The sequence below is a fragment of the Clostridioides difficile ATCC 9689 = DSM 1296 genome, assembly GCF_001077535.1.
Classification (GTDB): Bacteria; Bacillota; Clostridia; order Peptostreptococcales; family Peptostreptococcaceae; genus Clostridioides; species Clostridioides difficile.
The window spans coordinates 2,715,071-2,736,984 of record NZ_CP011968.1 but is presented as its reverse complement, the minus strand read 5'-3'; the positions used below and the strand labels follow the sequence as shown (position 1 = coordinate 2,736,984).

18 protein-coding genes and 1 tRNA gene are annotated in these 21,914 nt (G+C 27.1%); 16 read left to right on the top strand and 3 right to left on the bottom strand.

The window, feature by feature from the left end; genetic code table 11:
* Window positions 1-48: 48 nt before the first annotated feature.
* Both selB and CDIF1296T_RS13155 read left to right on the top strand, forming a co-directional pair.
* Entirely contained in the window at window positions 49-1,932 is a 1,884-nt protein-coding gene (gene selB / locus CDIF1296T_RS13160; RefSeq protein ID WP_018112854.1) for a selenocysteine-specific translation elongation factor, read from the top strand.
* Window positions 1,933-2,036: 104 nt separating this feature from the next.
* Window positions 2,037-4,775, top strand: a complete 2,739-nt coding sequence (locus CDIF1296T_RS13155) for a sporulation-associated two-component system sensor histidine kinase (protein WP_004454784.1) — start codon at window positions 2,037-2,039, stop codon at window positions 4,773-4,775.
* A 118-nt stretch (window positions 4,776-4,893) separates the two neighbouring features.
* Here the strand turns inward: CDIF1296T_RS13155 and manA are convergent, their stop codons facing one another.
* Window positions 4,894-5,838, bottom strand: coding sequence for a mannose-6-phosphate isomerase, class I (gene manA / locus CDIF1296T_RS13150; protein ID WP_004454782.1), 945 nt, complete (start codon window positions 5,836-5,838; stop codon window positions 4,894-4,896).
* Between the two features lie 172 nt (window positions 5,839-6,010).
* On the opposite strand from manA, the gene CDIF1296T_RS13145 reads away from it, so the two are divergent.
* From CDIF1296T_RS13145 to CDIF1296T_RS13115, 7 genes are all read left to right on the top strand, one after another.
* The gene (locus CDIF1296T_RS13145) at window positions 6,011-7,372 is read left to right on the top strand and encodes a M20 family metallopeptidase (protein ID WP_009897681.1); all 1,362 of its coding nucleotides are present in this window, start codon (window positions 6,011-6,013) and stop codon (window positions 7,370-7,372) included.
* Window positions 7,373-7,459: 87 nt separating this feature from the next.
* On the top strand, window positions 7,460-9,349 hold the full coding sequence (locus CDIF1296T_RS13140) for a BglG family transcription antiterminator (RefSeq protein WP_009897679.1): 1,890 nt from the start codon (window positions 7,460-7,462) through the stop codon (window positions 9,347-9,349).
* A gap of 14 nt (window positions 9,350-9,363) precedes the next feature.
* Window positions 9,364-9,819, top strand: a complete 456-nt coding sequence (locus tag CDIF1296T_RS13135) for a PTS sugar transporter subunit IIA (protein WP_009897677.1) — start codon at window positions 9,364-9,366, stop codon at window positions 9,817-9,819.
* Between the two features lie 58 nt (window positions 9,820-9,877).
* Complete coding sequence (locus CDIF1296T_RS13130; RefSeq protein ID WP_003416512.1) at window positions 9,878-10,195, top strand: PTS fructose transporter subunit IIB; 318 nt, start codon at window positions 9,878-9,880, stop codon at window positions 10,193-10,195.
* 24 nt (window positions 10,196-10,219) lie between these two features.
* Entirely contained in the window at window positions 10,220-11,482 is a 1,263-nt protein-coding gene (locus tag CDIF1296T_RS13125) for a PTS fructose transporter subunit IIC (RefSeq protein WP_004454776.1), read from the top strand.
* Between the two features lie 104 nt (window positions 11,483-11,586).
* Window positions 11,587-12,651 (top strand): aminopeptidase P family protein, encoded by a 1,065-nt coding sequence (locus CDIF1296T_RS13120; RefSeq protein ID WP_009897674.1) that lies wholly within the window; start codon window positions 11,587-11,589, stop codon window positions 12,649-12,651.
* A 53-nt stretch (window positions 12,652-12,704) separates the two neighbouring features.
* Complete coding sequence (locus CDIF1296T_RS13115; RefSeq protein ID WP_009897672.1) at window positions 12,705-13,883, top strand: MalY/PatB family protein; 1,179 nt, start codon at window positions 12,705-12,707, stop codon at window positions 13,881-13,883.
* 190 nt (window positions 13,884-14,073) lie between these two features.
* On the opposite strand, the gene CDIF1296T_RS13110 is transcribed toward CDIF1296T_RS13115, so the two are convergent.
* Complete coding sequence (locus CDIF1296T_RS13110) at window positions 14,074-15,132, bottom strand: FAD:protein FMN transferase (RefSeq protein WP_009897671.1); 1,059 nt, start codon at window positions 15,130-15,132, stop codon at window positions 14,074-14,076.
* Window positions 15,133-15,198: 66 nt separating this feature from the next.
* Here CDIF1296T_RS13110 and CDIF1296T_RS13105 point away from each other — a divergent pair, with 66 nt between their 5' ends.
* From CDIF1296T_RS13105 to CDIF1296T_RS13090, 5 genes are all read left to right on the top strand, one after another.
* The gene (locus tag CDIF1296T_RS13105) at window positions 15,199-15,570 is read left to right on the top strand and encodes a NusG domain II-containing protein (protein ID WP_003416526.1); all 372 of its coding nucleotides are present in this window, start codon (window positions 15,199-15,201) and stop codon (window positions 15,568-15,570) included.
* Window positions 15,571-15,606: 36 nt separating this feature from the next.
* On the top strand, window positions 15,607-16,281 hold the full coding sequence (locus tag CDIF1296T_RS13100) for a uracil-DNA glycosylase (protein ID WP_003416528.1): 675 nt from the start codon (window positions 15,607-15,609) through the stop codon (window positions 16,279-16,281).
* Window positions 16,282-16,529: 248 nt separating this feature from the next.
* The gene (locus tag CDIF1296T_RS13095; protein WP_009890693.1) at window positions 16,530-17,369 is read left to right on the top strand and encodes a G5 domain-containing protein; all 840 of its coding nucleotides are present in this window, start codon (window positions 16,530-16,532) and stop codon (window positions 17,367-17,369) included.
* 243 nt (window positions 17,370-17,612) lie between these two features.
* A tRNA-Sec gene (locus CDIF1296T_RS19565) sits at window positions 17,613-17,709 on the top strand.
* A 150-nt stretch (window positions 17,710-17,859) separates the two neighbouring features.
* Window positions 17,860-18,567, top strand: coding sequence for a tRNA threonylcarbamoyladenosine dehydratase (locus CDIF1296T_RS13090; RefSeq protein WP_004454770.1), 708 nt, complete (start codon window positions 17,860-17,862; stop codon window positions 18,565-18,567).
* A gap of 141 nt (window positions 18,568-18,708) precedes the next feature.
* Here the strand turns inward: CDIF1296T_RS13090 and CDIF1296T_RS13085 are convergent, their stop codons facing one another.
* Window positions 18,709-19,545, bottom strand: coding sequence for a ComEC/Rec2 family competence protein (locus tag CDIF1296T_RS13085; protein ID WP_009897667.1), 837 nt, complete (start codon window positions 19,543-19,545; stop codon window positions 18,709-18,711).
* Between the two features lie 187 nt (window positions 19,546-19,732).
* On the opposite strand from CDIF1296T_RS13085, the gene CDIF1296T_RS13080 reads away from it, so the two are divergent.
* The gene (locus CDIF1296T_RS13080; RefSeq protein WP_009897666.1) at window positions 19,733-20,638 is read left to right on the top strand and encodes a DUF2156 domain-containing protein; all 906 of its coding nucleotides are present in this window, start codon (window positions 19,733-19,735) and stop codon (window positions 20,636-20,638) included.
* Window positions 20,639-20,646: 8 nt separating this feature from the next.
* Window positions 20,647-21,831: a GNAT family N-acetyltransferase gene (locus CDIF1296T_RS13075; protein WP_009897664.1), complete on the top strand. Its 1,185-nt coding sequence runs from the start codon at window positions 20,647-20,649 to the stop codon at window positions 21,829-21,831.
* Window positions 21,832-21,914: the final 83 nt, after the last annotated feature.

The window sequence follows — 21,914 nt, the reverse complement described above, 5'->3', positions numbered from 1 at the left end:
TACACACACTTGTGACTTTAGTCATAGCAGGTTTAGAGGGGGCAAAAAATGAAAAATGTAGTAATTGGAACAGCAGGTCATATTGACCACGGAAAAACTACTCTTATAAAAGCATTGACTGGAAGAGAGACTGATACATTAGATGAAGAAAAAAAGAGAGGTATTTCAATAAACTTAGGATTTACTTATTTTGATTTACCAAACAATAGAAGAGCTGGAATTGTTGATGTCCCAGGACACGAAAAATTTATAAAAAACATGTTAGCTGGAGCATCAGGAATTGATATAGTTTTACTTGTTGTAGCAGCAGATGAAGGAGTTATGCCACAGACAGTTGAGCATTTAGATATTCTAAGCTTTTTAAATATCAAAAATGGAATAGTGGTTCTAACTAAGTCTGATACTGTAGATGATGAATTTAGAGAGCTAGCAAAAGAAGATATTTGTGAAAAAATAAAAGGAACTTTTCTTGAAGATGCTGAAATAATTGAAGTTGATTCTATATCTAAAAGAGGTATAGACACTCTTATTGAAAAAATAGATAAAATGAGTGATGATATAGAAGATAAAAATGAAAATTCTCCAGCAAGACTTAATATAGACAGAGTATTTTCAATAAAAGGGTTTGGTACTGTAATAACAGGCACTTTAATAGAAGGAAAGATAAGTATAGAAGATGATTTGGTTATATATCCACAGGTATTAAAAACAAAAATAAGAAGTATACAAGTTCATGGAGAAAATAAAGATACAGCTTATGCAGGTCAAAGAACAGCAATCAATATATCAAATGTAAAAGTGGATGATATAAAAAGAGGAGATGTTTTAGCTGCACCAAACTCATTGGAGGAATCAATGATGTTAGATGTAAAATTATCATTGGTAAATCATTTAGATAAAGGATTAAAGCACTGGGATAGATTAAGATTGTATCATGGAACTAGAGAGATACTTTGTAGAGCAGTTCCACTAGATAAGGAATTAATTGAAAGTGGAGAAAGTGGCTATGTTCAGTTGAGACTTGAAGAAAGCATAGTATCTAAGAAAGGTGATACGTTTGTAGTGAGACGTTATTCTCCAATGGAAACTATAGGTGGAGGTGTAATAATTGACCCATCTCCTAAAAAACATAAGAAATTTGATGAAAAAGTTATAGAAGCATTAAAAATAAAAGAAAAAGGCGAACTAAAAGATATAATAGAAGAGTACTTAAAAAGGAATTTAAAAAATTATCCAAATATAAAAGAAATAATGAGCTATAGTGGTGCTCATGAAGAAGATGTAAAAAGAGCGCTTGAAACACTTATATCAGAAGATAAAGTATTTATTATAGGAAATATGTATATGCATATAAATCAATACAATAAATTAAAAGAAAATACAATAAAGCTTTTAAGTGAGTACCATAAGAAGTATAGGCTTAGAAAAGGGATACTAAAAGAAGAAGTAAGGTCTAAGATAGAGAGTAATTTTAAGACTAGGGAGATGGATATTTTATTAGAAAAATTGTCTACAGAAAATGCTATAAAAATAGAAAATAATATAGTATCTCTATTAGATTTTGAGGTTATTTTAAATGATAAGCAAAAAGAAATAGCAAAAAAAATAGAAAAAAGATTAAAATCATGTGGAGTTTCTTCTATACTGACAATAGATGAAGTTTCTGAAGGAAATCATAACTATGCTGAAGTATTGGAGTCAATGATAGGTAATAAAGTAGAGAAATTAGATGATTTGTATATAATGGACAAAGATATTTATGAAAATGCAAAGAACATTTTGATAAATTATATAAAAGAAAATAAAGAAATAACATTAGGAGAATACAGAGATTTGATTGATTCTAGCAGAAAGAATTGCATGATTATATTGGAAAACTTCGATAGAAACAAAATAACTAAAAGAGTAGAAAACAAAAGAATTTTGTTTTAGCAGAAAATGTCTGTTTTTGCTTTAAGGTATAAAGAAGGAATTATAATGTCGAGTATCGTATAATTAATTAGTATAAAATATTAATTAAGAGGAAGTGTAAAGTATTGAAGAATATAATACCTGATGTAAAACCAGATATAAAAGAAAGAGAAGACATGAGCCTTTTATTTATAATAATGGGCTCAGTACTTTTATTATTTATTATAAAAGATATAGAGAAATATGAAACTTTATTACATGCCATATATACGATATTTTTAGTAGCTACAGGAGTAATTATATTTAATACTACAAAATTTAAAGTAGATTCATTTTCTACATTTTTAGGATTAATTTTTATAGCTACTGGAGTATTGGAGTGTATATATTTATTTAATTCCTTGGGGATTAAAACTAAGTCTATAATGGAGATTAACATCACAATATCAGCAATAACAGATTTATTTCCTATACTGGGTGTATACTTAAGTTTTAAATTTGTTAAGGATAACAAACAAATTTATTCAAGTGTAATTTTATTTATAGCAACTGCTACATTAACAATAACATCTTTATTCATAATATCAGGAATTTGTGACTATCTGGGAAATGGTAAATCACAATATGCTTTAGGAGTTATAATATCTATATTCATAATAATTATTTCTATTGTTAGTGGAATTGAATTAAATTCAAGTTCAAATAAAGGCAAATGGGAATATGATGAAAAAAAGATTTTTAACAGAATAATAGTAATAATAATCTTATCAAGAGTTCCAAATCTATTGCATATAGTTATTGATAATAGAAATGTAGAGAGGATATTATCCCAGATAATAATAAATGTAGCCTTATATTATTTATATAATTACATAGTATCTAAGAATATTAAGAAAACAGCACTGGAATTGCATGATACGAATGAAGAATTAACAAAAAAAACGGAAAGTTTAAAAGAAAAGAATAAAAAATTAATCTATGAGACAGAAAAGATAGAGGAACTTAAGGGAATACTTATGAAAAGAGAATCTAGGCTACAATCTACATTAGATGTAGCAGTAAATAGCATAGTAGTATTTAGCAAAGATGGAGAAATTACATATGCAAATAAGAGCTTTAGAAATACTTTTGGAGACTATAAAGAACAAGATAAATTGACTGATAAAATAAAAAACTTCAATGATTTGATAGAAAGCATTCATTATGTGTTTGTTCATGAGAAGAATGCAGAGAAACTTATTAGTACAAGCGATAATAAAGTTTATCAAGCTATATTTGCACCTTTAATTATTGCTTCACAAACAGAAGGAGTATTGTGTGTACTAGAAGATAAGACTAAGAAAAAGGAGTACGAACGCAAACTTATTGAAGCAAATAAGAGAAGTAAAGATTTTTTAGAAAGTATTGGAGATGGCATAGTAGTGCTTGAAGGTAATAACAAAATATATGTTAATAATGCATGTAGGGAAATTTTTAAAAATAATTTAGAGAGTATTGATTTTTCATTAGTATGTAAAAGTGAAGAAAGTATAGAAAAAAGATATGTAATAGATGGTGAAGTAAAGTATGTAGAGATGAGTTTTTCTCAGTATACTAATGCTGGTACTAATAAAACTATTATTGTAATACGTGATACAACCTCTCGAAAAATATCTCAAATAAAACTTGAGGAAAGTCAATCATCATATTCAAGATTTATAGATATATTACCTGATGGCATATGCTTATTAAAAGAAGATTTAAGTATAAACTATGCAAATAAGTCGTTTTTAGATATGCTAGCTTTTACAAACATAGATGATATAAAAGATTCTAATATTAAACTATTAATGAATGCGAATACTGAAGAAAAAATGAAATTTACGGATAATATGGCTAAAGTTTTAAATGAAAATAGAAGTATACTTTTACTGGAATATGAATTGATAAATAGTTATGATGATATAGTAGAAGTAGAATTAAGTGCATTACCTTTTGCTATATACAATACTAGATACATAATGCTTATTATAAAAGATTTAGTACATAAGAAATATTCCGAGCAAGCAGAAAAAGAACTGCTTGAAAGATTTAAAACAGATAAAATCAAAACGGAGTTTTTTGCAAATATGTCTCATGAATTAAAAACTCCACTAAATGTTATATCTAGTTCAAATCAACTGGTAGATTCTTTCTATAGAAATGAAAAGATAAAAGATTACAATAACAATATTAAATCTCATGTGGATTTAGTTAGACAAAGTTCTTATAGGCTTCAAAGATTAATAAATAACATTATAGATTTAACAAAGATGGAGTCTGGGTTCTATACACTAAAACTTGCGAAATACAATATTGTATCTGTAATAGAAGACTTATTTATGAATATAGAAGAGTATGCACTTAGAAAAGACATAAAAATTCTTTTTGATACAGACCTTGAAGAAATTAATGTTTATATAGACAAGGTTGAAATTGAGAGAATTATGTTGAATCTATTGTCAAACTGTATTAAGTTTACTGATAATGGAGGCTGGATATATGTAAGTATTCATTATAAAATAGATAAAGTAATCATAAGTGTAAAAGACACTGGAGTTGGAATACCACAAGATAAATTAGAATTGATTTTTGAAGAATTTTCACAAGTTGATAAGACTTTATCCAGAAATACTGAAGGAAGTGGAATAGGGCTTGCTATAGTTAAGAATCTAGTAAGTCTTCATGGTGGAGATATAGAAGTAGTAAGTGAAGTGAATAAAGGCACAGAGTTCTTAATTTCACTTCCAATGAAGGGATTTAGTAGTGAACATTACACAGAAGATAAGAGAATATATAATATTCAAGAAAAAATAAAAATAGAATTTTCTGATATATACTATTAAAAATGATTATGAGCAAAAATAAAATAAAAATACTATTTGTTTAAATATTTAAGTTGTAAGAAATAGGCTATCATAAGGTAAATTATTATGATAGCCTATTTTTAGCTAGGTTTTATATCTATATGTGAGAACATATAATCTCTAAATTACCTTCAAAACTAAAATCTCCAAAGTCGTTTGGTAGTATAAAATGCATACCCTTTTTTAAATTATATTCTACAGAATTGTGTATAAGTTTTCCATTTCCATCCAACACACTGTATAAAGAAAAAGGTGTATTGTGTGTAAAATTACATTTTCCAAAAACATCTAATTTATAAACACTAAAAAATTCGTTTGACACAAATGTTGTGCATTTAAAGTCTGATGTTGATACGATTTTATAGTCAGTATCGAAATTTATATGAGGAACATTCGTAACATCTATTGATTTTTGAACATGAAGTTCACGCTTATTACCTGAATTGTCAGTTCTATCATAATCATAGACTCTATAAGTAGTATCTGAGTTTTGTTGAGTTTCTAAAATCAATGTTCCTTTGCATATAGCATGTATAGTACCACTTGGAACATAGAAAAAGTCTCCCTTTTTTATGTTAACCTTTCTAAGTAGTTTGTCCCATTCATTATTATTTACCATATTTACAAATTCTTTATGAGATTTTGCATTATGACCTATTATAATTTCTGCATCATCAGAACAATCTATTACATACCAACACTCTGTCTTACCTAACTCTCCATTTTCATTTTTTTTAGCATATTCATCATTTGGATGAACTTGAACTGATAAATTATCATTTGCATCCAATATTTTTGTAAGTAAAGGAAACTTATCACCAGGTGTGTTTCCAAATAATTCTCTATTTTTATTCCACAATTCAGATAGTTTTTTACCTTTATATTTTCCATTTTCTATTAAGCAATCTCCATTTTTATGAGAGCTTATAGCCCAACATTCACCAGTTGTTGGCGAATCTATTTCATAATTAAATTTATCTTTAAGTGCAGTACCACCCCATATTCTATCCATAAAAATAGGTTTTAAAAATAATGGTTCCATAATTCTGTTCCTCCTATGATATTAAATTTATCCTACAAATAATTATATATAAATAGATTATAAAATCAATAGTAAAAAAGTTTTGTCCCTTGAAATGACATAAAGTATAAGGAGTTATTAAATAAGATAAACTATGATATATAATATAAAGTTCTAAATTGGAGTGATAATTATGGAGTTGTTTAAGGCAGAAAGCAAAAAATATGAAAAAGAATTTTTAAAATTATTGGAGCAATGGGTTAGTATACCTTCATTTTATGATAGAAAAACTGTATCTAAAGATATGCCTTTTGGAAAAGGAGTATATGATGCATTAAACTGGTTTGAAAATCTAGGTAGAGAAAACAATTTCAAAGTAAAAAATATAGATAATCATGCTGTTCAAATTGAATATGGAAATGGTAAAGAGTATGTAGATATATTTGGACATTGTGATGTTGTAAATCCAGGTGAAGGATGGGATAGTGAACCATTTAAACTAAATATTATAGGTGATAAATTAGTTGCTAGAGGTGTATCTGATAATAAAGGGCCTATGATAGTGAATTTTTTAGCACTAAAAATGATAAAGGATTTAGATATTAATTTAAAAAGAAAGGTTAGATTAATAGCTGGGGGAAATGAAGAGAGTGGATTTAAATGTATAAAGCATTATTATAGCAAAGAGCCATATGGTGTATGTGGATTTACTCCAGATGCTAAATTTCCTGTATTAAATGGAGAAAAAGGTGGAGCAATAATAAAGTTAATTTCAAATATAGACGATAAATCTTTATATATAAGTGGTGGAATAGAGTTTAATACAATACCAGATAAAGTTTATATAAAGAATGTAGAAAAATTGGGTAAAGATAATATATGTTTTGATATTAACAATATATCGATAAATTATGATAATGGCAATTATATTGTGTATGGAAAAGGTGGTCATTCATCTAAACCCGAAAAATCAATAAATCCTATATTAGCTACAATTAAACTTTTGTCAGAAAATATTGATGAAAAATGGACAAAAGATTTATATAAGTTGATAAATCAAGATAATATAAATGGAAACTTATTTGGTTTAAATATTGAGGGGAAATGTGGGATTTTATCAATGGTGCCAACAATAATAAATATAGTAGATGGAAAATTAGAAGTAGTTTTAAGCGTTAGATATCCAGAAATATTAACCATTGAAGATATAATAAAAAAATTTAATTTGTATATGGAGCAAAATAATATTAATAAATTTGAGCTTATTGGGGAAAATTTAAAGCAAGCAAATTATATAGATAGAAATTCAAAACTTGTAAGAAGTTTGCATGATATATATATAAAGTATTCTGGAGATTTAAAAAATGATGTTAGAGTAACTAGTGCAGGAAGTTATGCTTCTGAAATGAATAATTCAGTAATATTTGGTTGTGAATTTCCTGATGGTAGCTTTGGCAATGTCCATAGTGCGAATGAATTTGCTAGCTTAGATAGATTTATAACTGCAATAGGTATATATGCAGAGGCAATAATTACATTATGTAATAAAATATAAATACAAAATGTCCCTTATATAGACATATTATATATACAATTAAAATTTTACTTGATATATAATTGAAATCAAAGAGAAGGTGATACAATGATAACTAAGAAACATGCAATAATAGTAAAGAGTTTAAGCAATAAAGATGGATATATGACATCAAACGAATTAGCTATCAAATTGGATGTGTCTACTAAAACTATTAAAAGATATATAGCAGATTTAAATAGTGTTTTAAGCAAGTATGATTTGGTAATAGCTTCTTCTAGAGGTATAGGATACAAGTTAAGCGGTTCTAAAAACAATATAGCCAGAGCTATTAAAGAAGCAAATAAATATATTGATGGTTTTTTAGATGACTCTGAAGAGTCAAGAATGTCAAATATAATATGTATGCTTATTAATAGAAATTATATGAGTATAGAAGCAATGGCAGAAGAATTAAATCTAAGTATAGCCGCTATAAATAAATTGTCTAGTAAGCTTAAAAGAAAACTTGAAAAGTATGACTTAGTTATAAAATCTAAACCTTACTATGGAAGCTATATACATGGTGAAGAAATTAATATAAGGCAATTAATTACTGACTATGCAATAAAATTAGATGAAAAAAGTAAAGTGAAGGTGTTTTTAGATGACATTAGTGAAAACGATATACACTGTATAGAAAGTATTTTAGAAAAGCACTTAAGAGAAAAAGATACAATAATTTCAGATAAAGATTTTAATCTTTTGCTTTCAAAAATAATCGTTTCTGTATTTAGGAGTAAGAGAGGTCATAGTAACAATATAAACTTAATGGATACAAGTTATAGATTTCATAACTACTACTTTATAGAAAATCTAATGAAAGAAATATCTGATAAAATTGGATTTAAACTTATTGAAGATGAAGTAATTTATATTTCAAATTATTCTGGTGTAATAGCCTATAAAGGTACACAAGGAAGAAAAAACACAAGTGAAATTGAGGAACGAATAAGTAGTGTTATAAGTAGTGCACTTCAAGATATATTCCTTATTTCAGGTAGTGATTATACAAAAGATGATGAGTTTATGGTTGCAATCTCTGACCATATAAAGAGATTTTTAAATAGAGCTAGAGCTAATGTAAAATCAAATAATCCTTTGCTTCATCAAATAAAAGAGAAGTTTCCTATAGCTTTTAATTTAGCCGTGTTTTTATCAAATAAACTAGAAACTGAGTTTAATTTAAAACTTGATGAAGATGAGCTTGGATATATAGCTATCCACTTTGCTGCTTCAAATGAAAGAATGAAAAAAAATACTAGTAAGAAAATTTGTATAGTTTGTCATTATGGGATAGGAACAGGACAACTTATTTCTGAAAAGCTAAAACAGAATATAAGTGATTTAAGTGTTGTGGGTGTTTATCCAGTTAGATATCTCGATATGGCTATAAGTCAAGATGTTGATTTGATAGTATCTACCGTTGAATTAAAAGGATATGAAAAACCTGTCTTATATATAGAAAATATATTTGATGATAGCTTAATTGAAAACGTAAACAAAGCCTTTTATGAAAAGGAAGAAAGAAGAAAGATAATAAGCAACATGTTTGATGAAAAAGCTTTTTTCAGTATAAAGGCTAGTACTAAAGAAGAGGTCATAATTTCACTTTCAAATAAACTAAAAGAAAGAGATTTTATAGAGGAAAGTTCTATAAAAAGTATAATAGATAGAGAAAATATTTCATCAACTGAAATAGGAAATCTAGTAGCAATACCCCACACAATAGTGAAGGGAGATAAAAAATCTATAATAGGAGTTGGAATACTTGAAAATCCAATAATTTGGGATAAGCAAGAGGTTCAGCTAGTATTTATGGTATTTTTTAATACTAAAGAAAAACATAATTTCTCGATATTTAAATACCTTTATAATTTTATAAAAGATGAAGGCGGAGTAAGAGGAATTATTAAAATATGTGACTTTAATAAATTAATGGCACTGATAGGTAATTAAGGAGGAAATTAATAATGGGAACAAACATATTTAACAAAGAATATGTATTTTTAAATGTTGATGCTAAGTCAAAGGTTGAAGTTTTAAAATTTATATCAAAAAAAGCTAAAGACTTAAACTTGGCAGAAGATGAGAGCTTAGTATATGAAGGTTTAATGGCTAGAGAAGAACAATTTACTACAAATTTAGGAGAATCTATAGCAATACCTCACACTAAAAATGATGCAATTGAAAATCCAGCAGTAGTAGTATTGAAGTTTAATGAAGATGTTGTTTGGAATGAAGGTGAGGATAAGGTTAAATTAGCAATAAGCTTACTTATGCCAGGAAAAAGTAAAGAGAATATTCATCTTAAATTATTATCATCTCTTTCAAGAAAATTAATAAATAAAGAATTTAAAGATTCTCTTTTAAAAAGTGATAATGTTGAAGAAATATCTAACTCAATAAATGAAGCTTTAGGTTTATAATTAAACACTAAGGTTATAAAATAAAAAAATAATTAACTAAAAATAGGAGGAATTTGAAATGAATAAAAAATTAGTAGCATTATGTGCTTGTCCAATGGGACTAGCTCACACTTTCATGGCAGCAGAAGCAATAGAGCAAGCAGCAAAGGCATTAGGTTATGAAGCAAAAGTTGAAACTCAAGGTGCTGATGGTGTACAAAATGAGTTAACAAGAGATGATATATTAGGAGCAACTATGATAATACATGCAGTAGCAATAACACCAGAAGGTATGGAAAGATTTGATGGTTGTGAAGTTTATGAAGTTGAACTACAAGAAGCTATAAAAAATGCAGAAGGTGTTATAAAAGAAATAGAAGAAGATTTAGGAATATAATAAATTTATTGTGGAGGAAATAGAATGGCAATTAAGAAAAAAGTTATAAACAGTTCAGGTGCTTCTACAACAGGAGGAAATAATGTAGGAAAATCTACTCCATCTAGTCCAACTCAATCAAAGGGAAATGGAAAATGGAAAGAAATAAGTAAACATATAATGACAGGTATATCATATATGATACCAGTTTTAGTAATGGGTGGACTTATAGGGGCCTTATCTCAATTAATACCATATGCTATATTAGGACTTGACCCATCTGTAGGTATAGTTGATGCTATGAACTCAGGAGAATTTACAGGGTTCAAGCTTAGTCTTTTAAATATAGCACAATTAATGTCAAATTTCGGATTTACTTTGTTTGGATTTGCGATACCACTGTTTGCAGCATTTTGTGCAAACTCTATAGGTGGAAAAACAGCTTTAATTGCAGGATTTATAGGTGGATATATAGCTAATAAACCTGTAGGTGTACCACAATTCGTTGATGGACAATGGACTGAAGTTGTTCCAGTTGCATCAGGATTTTTAGGTGCAATACTAATAGCATTTATAATAGGATATTTTGTAAAATGGTTAAATAAATCTATAAAAGTTTCTCATAACTGGTTAGCTTTTAAAACAACATTTTTAATACCATTAATAGCGTCATTAGCTTGTATGGTATTGATGATATTTATAATAACTCCATTTGGTGGATTAATTAATGAAAGTATGAAAAACTTCTTAACAGCAGCAGGAGCAGCTGGAGAATATGTATATGCAACAGCTTTGGCAGCAGCTACAGCATTCGACTTAGGAGGACCAATAAATAAAGCAGCAGGATTCGTTGCACTTGGTTTAACTACAGAGAATGTACTTCCAATAACAGCAAGAACAATAGCTATAGTTGTTCCTCCAATTGGATTAGGATTAACAACATTATTAGATAAAAGATTAGTAGGAAGAAGAGTATATGATAGACAATTCTATCAAGCGGGAAAAACTTCTATATTCTTATCATTTATGGGTATATCTGAAGGAGCAATACCATTTGCACTTGAGAGACCAGGTTTTGTTATACCTTTAAACATAGTTGGAAGTGTAATAGGAGCTATTACAGGTATAATTCTAGGAGCAATTCAATGGTTCCCAGAGTCAGCTATATGGGCATGGCCTCTAGTAGATAACTTATTTGGATATATAATAGGTATAGCAGTTGGTGCTATATTCATAGCAGTAGGAAATATATTCTATAGAAATAAATTAATAAAAGATGGTAAACTTGTTGTAGATTATATCGACTAGTATTTAATTTTTACTATCTATAAATAACTTTGGCTGGTAATATGGTTTTAATCAATATTACCAGCCTTACCTATATGATTAATTAAAGGCGGTGGAGATAAGATATGGATAAGATAGAAAAAGTAAGAGAGTATTTTAGAGAATATGATATAGATGGATTTCTTATAAATAGTCCTACAAACAAGTTTTATGTTGGAAATTTATTTAGCTCTTCAGGTTATGTTTTTATAACGAAAGAATCACAATATATAATAGTAGATTTTAGATATTTTGAAGAAATTAAAAGAAAATCTAGTTTGTTTAATGTAGTATTAATGGACAAAACTAGAACTCATTTTGATATAATTAATGATATTTGTAGAGAGCAGAATATAAAGGAAATTGGATTTGAGGGAAATGAAGTATCTTTTGATTTATATAGAAGTATGAGTAATAAGTTAAGTGCAACCTTAAAATCAGTTGATTTATCTACATTAAGGGAAACAAAAAATGAAGACGAAATAAAATATATAAAAAAAGCTTGTGAAATAGTTGATGCTACATTTTATCATATAGTAGACTTTATAAAGGTTGGTATGACTGAAAAGCAAGTTGAAAATGAAATTGTTAGAATTATAAAAGCTTTAGGTGGTCAAAAAGAATCTTTCGATACAATAGTTGCATCTGGGCTTAGAGGAGCATTACCTCATGGAAAAGCAAGTGAAAAAGTTATAGAGTATGGAGATTTTGTTACTTTTGACTTTGGTGCTAAGTATAATAATTATTGTTCAGATATTACCAGAACCATTTGTATGGGTACTATAAATAAAGAGTTAGAAGAAATATATAATATAGTAAGAAAAGCTAATGAAGAGTGTATAAGGGTTTTAAGACCGGGAATGACTACTGGAGAGATAGATAAAGTTGCAAGAGACATAATTGGTTCATATGGATATGCCAATAATTTTGGTCATAATCTGGGTCATGGTGTAGGAATTATGGTTCATGAATATCCTGCATTAGCTCCTGAATCAAATGAAGTATTAAAAGAAGGAATGATTGTAACTATAGAGCCTGGTATATATGTTCCAAGTCTTGGAGGCGTAAGAATAGAAGATGATGTACTTATAACACAAGATGGATGTATGAGATTGACTACATCTACTAAGGATTTAATAGTTGTAAGCTAAAAATAAATTAGATAAATATTTTATAACAATAAGAAAAGAAGAGGTAAATTTAAATGTATAATTTTGATGATAAACCAGATAGAGTAAGTGAAAAGTGTAGAAAATGGGATTTAAATATTATAAGAGATAAATTTGGAGATATTAGAGAAGATTTTGTACCAATGTGGATTGCTGATATGGATTTTAAAATACCAACAGAAATAGAAAACAAATTTATTGAAGCTGTAAGAAGAGGTGTATTTGGATATACATACTGTTATGATGAATTTTATGATTCAGTTATTGGTTGGCAAAAAAATATGCATGAGGTAAATGTAGAAAAAGAATGGATTACATTAACTTATGGAACTGTATCAACACTTCATTATGTAGTACAAGCTTTTTGTAAGAAAGGTGATAGTATAATATTAAACACACCAGTTTATGACCCCTTTGAATCATCAGCAAAAAAACAGGGTGTAAATGTAATTTGTAATACACTAGATGTTGTAAATGATAGATATTATATAAATTTTGATAAATTAGAAGTTCAAATTAAAGAAAATAAGCCTAAATTAATGATGTTTTGTACACCACATAATCCATCCGGAAGGATATGGACAATTGAAGAAATGACAAGAGTAGCAACTATATGTAAAGAAAATAATGTTATTTTGGTTGCAGATGAAGTACATGCAGAGCATATTCATTATGGTAAATTTAATTCAATACTTAAGATTGGAAAAGAGCTTTTAGAAAATGTTATTCTACTGACATCACCAAATAAAGGATTTAATCTTGGTGGATTAAAGACTTCTTATTCAATAGTTATAAATAAGGATATAAGGGACAAATTTAGAAATAAATTAAAGCAAAATTCTATAACTTCTCCAAATGTGTTTGGAATAATAGGATTGATAACCGCTTATAATGAATGTCATGAGTGGTTAAGTGGTGTAAATGAATATATAAAATCAAATTATGAACTTTTAGAAACTTGGGTAAATAAATATAATAAGATAAAATTGATGAAAATGGAATCATCTTACTTAGCTTGGATGGATATAAGTGGATTAGGTATTAGTGCAAGTGAGTTTACAGATAAATTGGCTATAGATACAGGAGTATTATTAGAAGATGGAAGTCATTTTGTAAAAGATGGTGAGAAGTATGTTAGAATAAATTTAGGAACTCAAAAGGAAAATGTAATTGAAGCCTTAAATAGAATGGATTTATTTTTAAAGTCTTTATAAAAATTTGGTTGAATTAGTATTTTATATAAATTTAAACTATTAATATGGTATATACATAAGTAGAATTTGTTTTAGATTACTTAAGTATATACCATATTTTATATAAAAATTAAATTTGCATTAGTCATGTGATAACTATTTAAATTCATATGTATTTTGTATGTATAATAGATATAATTATTATTTAAACTTATTGTTTATTTAATTTTTCAATAGAAAAAGATTTATCTGTAAGTTTAAAATTATCTTTTATACCCTTAGTTAAATATACTTTCTTATCCTTAGTTATGAATATAGCATCTACATTATCAATTTTATTAATTAAATCCATACCTTTTTCAAGACCAAGTCCAAATGTAGAAGTGGATAAGGCATCACAATTAATAGATTTATCAGAGATTATTGTAACACTACTTAAATTGTTTTCAAAAGGATACCCTGTAAATGGATTTAACATATGATGATATATTTTTCCGTCTTTTTCGATAAATCTTTCATAAATTCCAGAAGTAACAACAGACTTATTTGTAGTTTCTATGTTTCCTATGGATTCACCATTTTTACTAGTTGGGTCTTGAATGCCTATTTTAAAAGGTTTATCATTTTTACCATCTTCTAAAGTAAATATATTTCCTCCTAAGTTTACTAAACCTTTTTTTACATCCTCTGATTTTAAATAGGCTACAATTTTATCAGCAGCATATCCTTTAGCTATGGCACCTAAATCAATTTTCATATTTTCTTTGGTTAATTTTATAGATTTATTTTTTTCATCCAATATGATGTTCTTATAATCAATAAGAGGCAGAAGTTTTTGTATCTCAGAATCACTTGGAACTTTAGCTTTATCTGTTCCAATAGCCCATAAATTTGATAATGGACCAATTGTTATGTCAAAATATCCATCTGATAATTTGGAATATTGTATAGCTTCTTTTACAACGAAAAATGTATCATCAGAAACTCTGACAAATTTTTTACCAGCATTATCATTTATTTTAGAAACATCACTTCCTGGTATATGAGTGCTCATTTTGTTGTCAATATATCTTAAAATTGAATCACATTCATTTAAGATTTTATCACTTTTGGATTCTTTTACATTAAATACAGTAACTTCGTTTACTGTACCAAGGTAGTAGCTAGTTTTACTATATTTAGTATTCTGGCTTGAACTCCTAAAAAATGAAAATAAAATTAATGCTAAAATCAATATCACAAAAATAAATGTGATTTTTTTCTTATTCATGGTATATTCCTCCTATGAAATTGTGTTATTATTTTATTATAACATAATTTCATAGGAGGACAAAAAATGAAGAAAAAAGACATTCTTCTTATTTTAGGCATTTTGGTTGTTATTACAGCATGTTATGGGATAATAAATGTTATAAATTCTAAAAATGCTGGAAATATTGAGATTTATGTAGATAATAAATTGTATAAAACTGTTTCAATAAATGCCAAAGAAGAATTTAAAATAGAGAATAGAGGGGGGTATAACATAGTAAAGATTCATGATAAAGGGGTTGAGATAGTAGATGCTTCATGCCCTGATAAGGTTTGCGTACATACTGGATTTATAAACAAGCCAAGTCAAAGCATAGTTTGTATACCTAATAGAGTGAGCATAAAAATAAATACAAATGAAAAGAATGATAATCAAGAAGATATAATTTCTAAATAAAATAATAAAAATAATTGAAAGGAATTGGTGATAATTATGGTTAACTTAGGAAACGATTGGGATGAATTATTGAAAGAAGAATTTGAAAAAGATTACTACTTAAACTTAAGAAAATTTCTTATAGAAGAATATAAAACACGCCAAATTTTCCCAAATATGCACAATATATATGAAGCTTTAAAACACACTTCATACAAAGACACAAAAGTCTTAATATTAGGACAAGACCCTTATCATGGAGATAATCAAGCTCATGGTTTAGCTTTTTCAGTTCAACCACAAGTGAAAACTCCACCATCTTTATTAAATATGTATAAAGAATTAAAAGATGATTTAGGTTGTTTTATACCTAATAATGGATATTTAATGCCTTGGGCAGACCAAGGAGTGTTACTTTTAAATACTGCTCTTACTGTTAGAGCGCATGAAGCTAATTCTCATAAGAACAAAGGATGGGAAATTTTCACTGATAGAGTAATATCTATTTTAAGTGAGCGTGAAGACCCAGTTATTTTTGTACTATGGGGAAGTAATGCACGTAAAAAAGTAGAGTTGATTGATACAAGTAAACATTATATTTTGGAAGCACCTCATCCAAGCCCATTGTCAGCAAGTAAAGGCTTTTTTGGATGTAAACACTTCTCTAAGATAAATGAAATTTTGAAAAAGCTAGGAAAAGAACCTATTAATTGGCAGATAGAAAATATATAAAAGTAAAAGGTAACAAAATGATAACAAAACAACAATAAACAATGACATTGTTGTAACTAATAGAAATATGCTTAAATGGTTGAAAAAACTATGTATGCATATTTCTATTTTTTTGTCAAGTTGACAACTCTTGAAAAAATAGTTACAATTTAGTTACACAAAAAACACAAATAAAAAAAGAAACTTACAAAGCAGAATTTTATGAAGCAAAATATATAGTGTAAAAAATCTTAGGGAGGAAATTTTATATGAATTTTAAAAAATTGAGTAATGCTAAAGTCTCGGTAATGGCAGTTGTTTTATCAGTTGGAATATTATCGGGATACTCTGCGCTTAATAAACAAGTAACATTAGTAGTAAGGGGAGAAGAAAGAACTATATCAACATTTAGTTCTAATGTAGGAGACCTTTTAGAATCTCAAAACATTAGCTATGATGCAAATGATATAGTAACTTTAGATGAAAATACAAAGTTATCTAATGGAGATAAAATAGAAGTAATTGATGTAAAGGAAAAAACAGTTGTAGAAACTAAAGACATTCCATTTGAAGTTACAGTTGTTGAAGATGGCTCTTTATTAAAGGGTGATTCTAAGGTTAAAGAAGAAGGAAAGTCTGGTAAAAGTGAATTAATATATAAAGAAACTTATCACAATGGAAAGAAAGTAGAAAAGGAATTTGTGAAAAAGGTTGTTAAAGCTGAGCCAGTAAATAAGGTTGTAAGCAAAGGGACAAAGGTAGAAATGCAAGTAGCCTCATCAAGGGGAGAAAGTTCAAGAAGAATGGCTTCATCATCATCTAGTAGCAGTAGTAGTAACAATGGTAAAAATATGAGAGTGGTAGCAACTGCATATACTGGTCACAGTATAACTGCAACAGGAACAAAACCTAAGTGGGGAACAATAGCTGTAGACCCTAAGGTTATACCATATGGAACTAAAGTTTATATACCTCAATTTGACATGGTGTTTACTGCAGAAGACTGTGGTGGAGCAATAAAAGGAAATAAAATTGATATCTACATGAATGATTCAAAAACAGTTTATAACTGGGGAAGAAAAACTATAGATATACGTATATTAAAATAGTTAAATAATTTATATTTTTACTGGAAATTATATTTTGATTATATAGAGAAGAAACTCTTTATAGATTCTAAAAATATAATTTCCAGTTTTTTATTTTGGATATGTAATAAAACAGGTAAATTTTAACCATGTATAGATAAAAGCTATTTAAATTATAATTTACTATCATATAAATCTATAAAAATTGTTGCAAAGAGTCAAAATATATGATATTATAGATTTCGTTGAGAAGGATTTCATTATGGGAGTGGATGGGTGCCGGTGTGCCCTCTAGTCTTCAAAACTAGTATGAGGGGTTAAGAGCCTCTTAGGTGGGTTCGATTCCCACGCATTCCCGCCAATATGTAAAAGGTATCTTTTAATTAAAAGATACCTTTTTAAATTTATTTTAAGATAATTTATTTTTAATAATATATAATGTTTTGTATTATATAATGTAAATTTTCTAATACTATTATATATTTAGATAAAAATCTAGGAGTGTGGAAAGATGGAAAATAATTTTACAACGAGAACTAGTTTTCTAGTTGGAGATGATGGGATAAAAAAACTTAATAATTCAAATATAATAGTATTTGGAGTTGGAGGAGTTGGTAGTTTTACTGTTGAAGCTTTAGCAAGAGCTGGAGTAGGCAATATTACTATTGTAGATTTTGATGATGTAGATATAACCAATATAAATAGACAAATACCAGCCCTACATTCAACTGTAGGAAGATACAAAGTTGATGTCATGGAAGAAAGAATATTAGATATAAATCCTAATATCAATATAAAAAAAATAAGGAGTCTTTATAATAAAGATACTAGTGACGAAATACTAACTGAAAGATATGATTATGTTGTGGATGCGATAGACATGGTAAGTTCCAAAATACATCTAATTGAAACTTGTGAAAAAAAAGGATTGAAAATAATAAGTTCTATGGGTATGGGAAATAAATTAGACCCAACTAAAATAGTCGTTACAGATATACACAAAACAAGTACTTGTCCTCTAGCTAAAGTTATGAGGAAAGAACTTAGGGATAGAGGTATCAAAAAGTTAAAAGTAGTATATTCTACTGAACAACCAATAGAACTTAAGAAGAAAGTAATGAATGGTAGAAAAGTAACACCTGGTAGTGTATCATTTGTCCCATCTGTAGGAGGTTTAATAATCGCATCTGTAATAGTAAATGAACTATTAGGACAATAAGTTTTAAATATTTTAATTTATAAATTTTATATACAAATTTGAAGGCTAGAAGCATGAATACAAAGCAATTTTATATTCATACTTTTAGCCTAATTATTTTATATTACCTTATTTTATGTAGTTGTAGTTTTATTTTTTAGATTATGTATCTATTTCATAATTATATTTTGTAAATATAATTTCTCCATCACTATAAAAAACAATATCTCCTATTCTATCTGTTCTATAAATTGATACATGGTTTTGTTTTAGATTATTAATAACCTCCCTATGTGGATGACCATATTGATTTTTATATCCACATGATATTGCAGCTATATCTGGACTAATTTTTTTTATAAATTCTAAAGATGAAGAAGAATTACTTCCATGATGACCTATTTTTATAAAATTAATATTATTTAATTTAAAAGAATGTAAAATTTCTTTTTTATTTTCTTCTTCAGCATCACCCATAAATAAAAAAGAATTATCATTAAAAGTTAATTTAAAAACTATAGAATTTAAATTAGATTCTTCTTGTATATATGATGGACTTAATACATATATATTTATATTGTTATCTATGTTTAAAACATCATTTTTATAGAGATGCTGAATAGATAAGTTTTTATCCGTACAAGAATTTATTAGATTTTGATAAGCCTCACTATCAGTTGATTGTTCAGGCATATATATGGAGTTTACATTAAATTTTTTTATAATATTATCAAGACTTCCTATGTGGTCTGAATCTGGATGAGTTGCTATTATAATATCAATAGTTTTTATTCTTTTTTGTCTAAGATAACTAATAATTATATTTTCGCTATCTTCATCACCTCCATCAATTAATATATTCTTATTTGTGGGTGTTTGAACTAAAATACTATCACCTTGTCCAACATCAATCATATGTATAGATAGTAGAGATTTTTTGTCACAGCCGATTAAAAGTGATATTATAATAAGTATTGATAAAAAAATTTTATTTCTCAATAAAAAATCACTCCATTCATTACATGTTTATATAAATTTATGATGGGTAATATAAGATATATATGACTTATTATATTTTATATTTTAAACAATATAAATGAAATTAATACCATAATAAAATTGGAGTTTTTTATATATACAAAATAAAATTTTTAAAATTAAGCAATAAAAAAGGTAGGAGGATTTTATGTTTTTCAAAGATATTGAACTAAATTCAAAAAAAGAGTTAGACTCATATTTTGATTTAGTAGATTATGAAGCTTGTGAGTACTGTTTTAGTACTTTATATATGTGGCAACATGTTTATAAGACAGGATATTATATAGGTGAAGATTTTGCCGTTTTAGTTGGGGAATACGAAGGAGATAGCTTCTCAATATTACCACTTGCTAAAAAAGATAAACTTCCAGAAGTTGTAGATTTTGTCCTTGAATATTTTTCTAAAAATAATAAAAAAATATACTTAAGAGGTATTACTACTGAAGTAGTAGAGTTTTTAAAAGAAAAATATCCAGGTAGATTTGAGTATATAGAAGAAAGAGATTTATTTGACTATATTTATGATGCAGAAAGTTTAAGAACTCTAGCTGGTAAAAAGAATCAAAAGAAGAGAAACCATATAAACTATTTCTTAAAAGAGTATGCAGGTAGATATGAAGCTAAATTATTAGATAAAGAAAACTTTGATGAGTGTTTAGTACTAATGAAGGAATGGGAAAGTAATAAGGAAGAAAATAATGAATTTGATGAAAGTATGGATGATGAATTAATAGGTATCAAAAAGATATTTAACCATTATGACATATTAAAAGATAAGGTAAAAGTGTTTGGTGTTTATGTAGATGGAAAATTAGAAGCTTTTAGTATAGGAGAGCTTTTAAATCCAAATATGGCATTGATTCATATAGAAAAAGCTAATCCCGATATAAGAGGTCTGTATCCATTTATAAATCAACAATTTTTGGTAAGTGAATTTAAGGACGTTGAGTTTGTAAATAGAGAAGAAGATTTAGGTATTGAAGGATTAAGAAAAGCTAAACTTTCTTATCATCCTTGCAGATTTGTTGAAAAGTACAGTGTTAGGGAGGCTTAATAGACTATATGGAGATTAGGTATGCTAAAGAAGAAGAGATAGAAAGTATAAAAGATATTTGGAGTTATTGTTTTAACGATACGGAGAGTTTTATGAAGTACTATTTTAATGATAAATATAAATCTGAAAATACTGTAGTAGCTTTAGATGAAGGAAAAATTATTTCTTCTCTTCAGCTAAATCAGTATAAGTTATTACTAAATAGCAAGGTATATAATACATCATATGTGGTAGGAGTTTCTACACTTCCAGAGGGAAGAGGAGCTGGATATATGAACAAAGTAATGAAATTTACTTTAAACGAATTGTATAAAAAAGGGCAATTAGTTTCTATATTGATGCCTATTGACTATAGACTTTATAGAAGATTTGGATATGAGCATTGTTACGACCAGATTGAATATACTATTAACACAGATGATTTAAAAAATTTTAAGTCAAGTGGAAAAATGATAAAGTCTAATTTATCACAAATTGATGATTTGATACAAATAGATAGAACTTTTTTAAATGAGGTTAATGGTAATGTGTTAAAAGATGAACATTATTATGAAAACTTATTTAAAGAGATTCAAAGTGAAGATGGATTTTTATACATTCATGAAGGAAATGAAAAAGATGGATATATAGTTTATTTTCTTCAGGAAGATAAAATGTTTGTCAGAGAGTTATTTTATAAAAATATAGATGCCCTTAAATCAATGCTTAAATTTATATATAATCACAATACTCAATGTAAGATAGTTACTATATCTACTCCTACAATAGATAAGATAAGGTTTATATTAGACAACCCTAAAGATAGTGATATAAAAATAAAACCTTTTATGATGGGAAGAGTTATAAATGTAAAGAAGTTTATTGAAGATATAGATATTGAGAATGATATTAATAGCTCATTTAATTTATTAATAGAAGACAAGTTTATAGATGAAAATAATGGTCTATTTAAAATTTCTATACAGAATAAGAAGGTATCTGTAGAGCAGTTAGATAAAAAAGGTGCAGAAAAGCCTCAAGAAGATTTTGATATTAAATTAGATATAAATACCTTAACACAGTTATCATTTTCTTATATAGATGTAAATGAAGCTATTTTCTTAAATGATATAAAAGATGTTTCAGAAGAAACACTAGAAACACTTAATTGTATTTTTTCTAAAAAAAATAACTATATAAATGAATATATATAGGTAGAGTACGTTAAAAGATTTTAAAAATCTTTTGACGTATTTTTTTGTTTAGATAACAATTTATCTTGTTTAAAAATTTTCTA

Bases quoted from the DNA above. Each gene is read 5' to 3' on its own strand.
- selB (WP_018112854.1), top strand. From the start codon at position 49: ATGAAAAATGTAGTAATTGGAACAGCAGGTCATATTGACCACGGAAAA.
- manA (WP_004454782.1), bottom strand. From the start codon at position 5,838: ATGGAACCATTATTTTTAAAACCTATTTTTATGGATAGAATATGGGGT.
- CDIF1296T_RS13145 (WP_009897681.1), top strand. From the start codon at position 6,011: ATGGAGTTGTTTAAGGCAGAAAGCAAAAAATATGAAAAAGAATTTTTA.
- CDIF1296T_RS13140 (WP_009897679.1), top strand. From the start codon at position 7,460: ATGATAACTAAGAAACATGCAATAATAGTAAAGAGTTTAAGCAATAAA.
- CDIF1296T_RS13135 (WP_009897677.1), top strand. From the start codon at position 9,364: ATGGGAACAAACATATTTAACAAAGAATATGTATTTTTAAATGTTGAT.
- CDIF1296T_RS13130 (WP_003416512.1), top strand. From the start codon at position 9,878: ATGAATAAAAAATTAGTAGCATTATGTGCTTGTCCAATGGGACTAGCT.
- CDIF1296T_RS13125 (WP_004454776.1), top strand. From the start codon at position 10,220: ATGGCAATTAAGAAAAAAGTTATAAACAGTTCAGGTGCTTCTACAACA.
- CDIF1296T_RS13120 (WP_009897674.1), top strand. From the start codon at position 11,587: ATGGATAAGATAGAAAAAGTAAGAGAGTATTTTAGAGAATATGATATA.
- CDIF1296T_RS13115 (WP_009897672.1), top strand. From the start codon at position 12,705: ATGTATAATTTTGATGATAAACCAGATAGAGTAAGTGAAAAGTGTAGA.
- CDIF1296T_RS13110 (WP_009897671.1), bottom strand. From the start codon at position 15,132: ATGAATAAGAAAAAAATCACATTTATTTTTGTGATATTGATTTTAGCA.
- CDIF1296T_RS13105 (WP_003416526.1), top strand. From the start codon at position 15,199: ATGAAGAAAAAAGACATTCTTCTTATTTTAGGCATTTTGGTTGTTATT.
- CDIF1296T_RS13100 (WP_003416528.1), top strand. From the start codon at position 15,607: ATGGTTAACTTAGGAAACGATTGGGATGAATTATTGAAAGAAGAATTT.
- CDIF1296T_RS13095 (WP_009890693.1), top strand. From the start codon at position 16,530: ATGAATTTTAAAAAATTGAGTAATGCTAAAGTCTCGGTAATGGCAGTT.
- CDIF1296T_RS13090 (WP_004454770.1), top strand. From the start codon at position 17,860: ATGGAAAATAATTTTACAACGAGAACTAGTTTTCTAGTTGGAGATGAT.
- CDIF1296T_RS13080 (WP_009897666.1), top strand. From the start codon at position 19,733: ATGTTTTTCAAAGATATTGAACTAAATTCAAAAAAAGAGTTAGACTCA.
- CDIF1296T_RS13075 (WP_009897664.1), top strand. From the start codon at position 20,647: ATGGAGATTAGGTATGCTAAAGAAGAAGAGATAGAAAGTATAAAAGAT.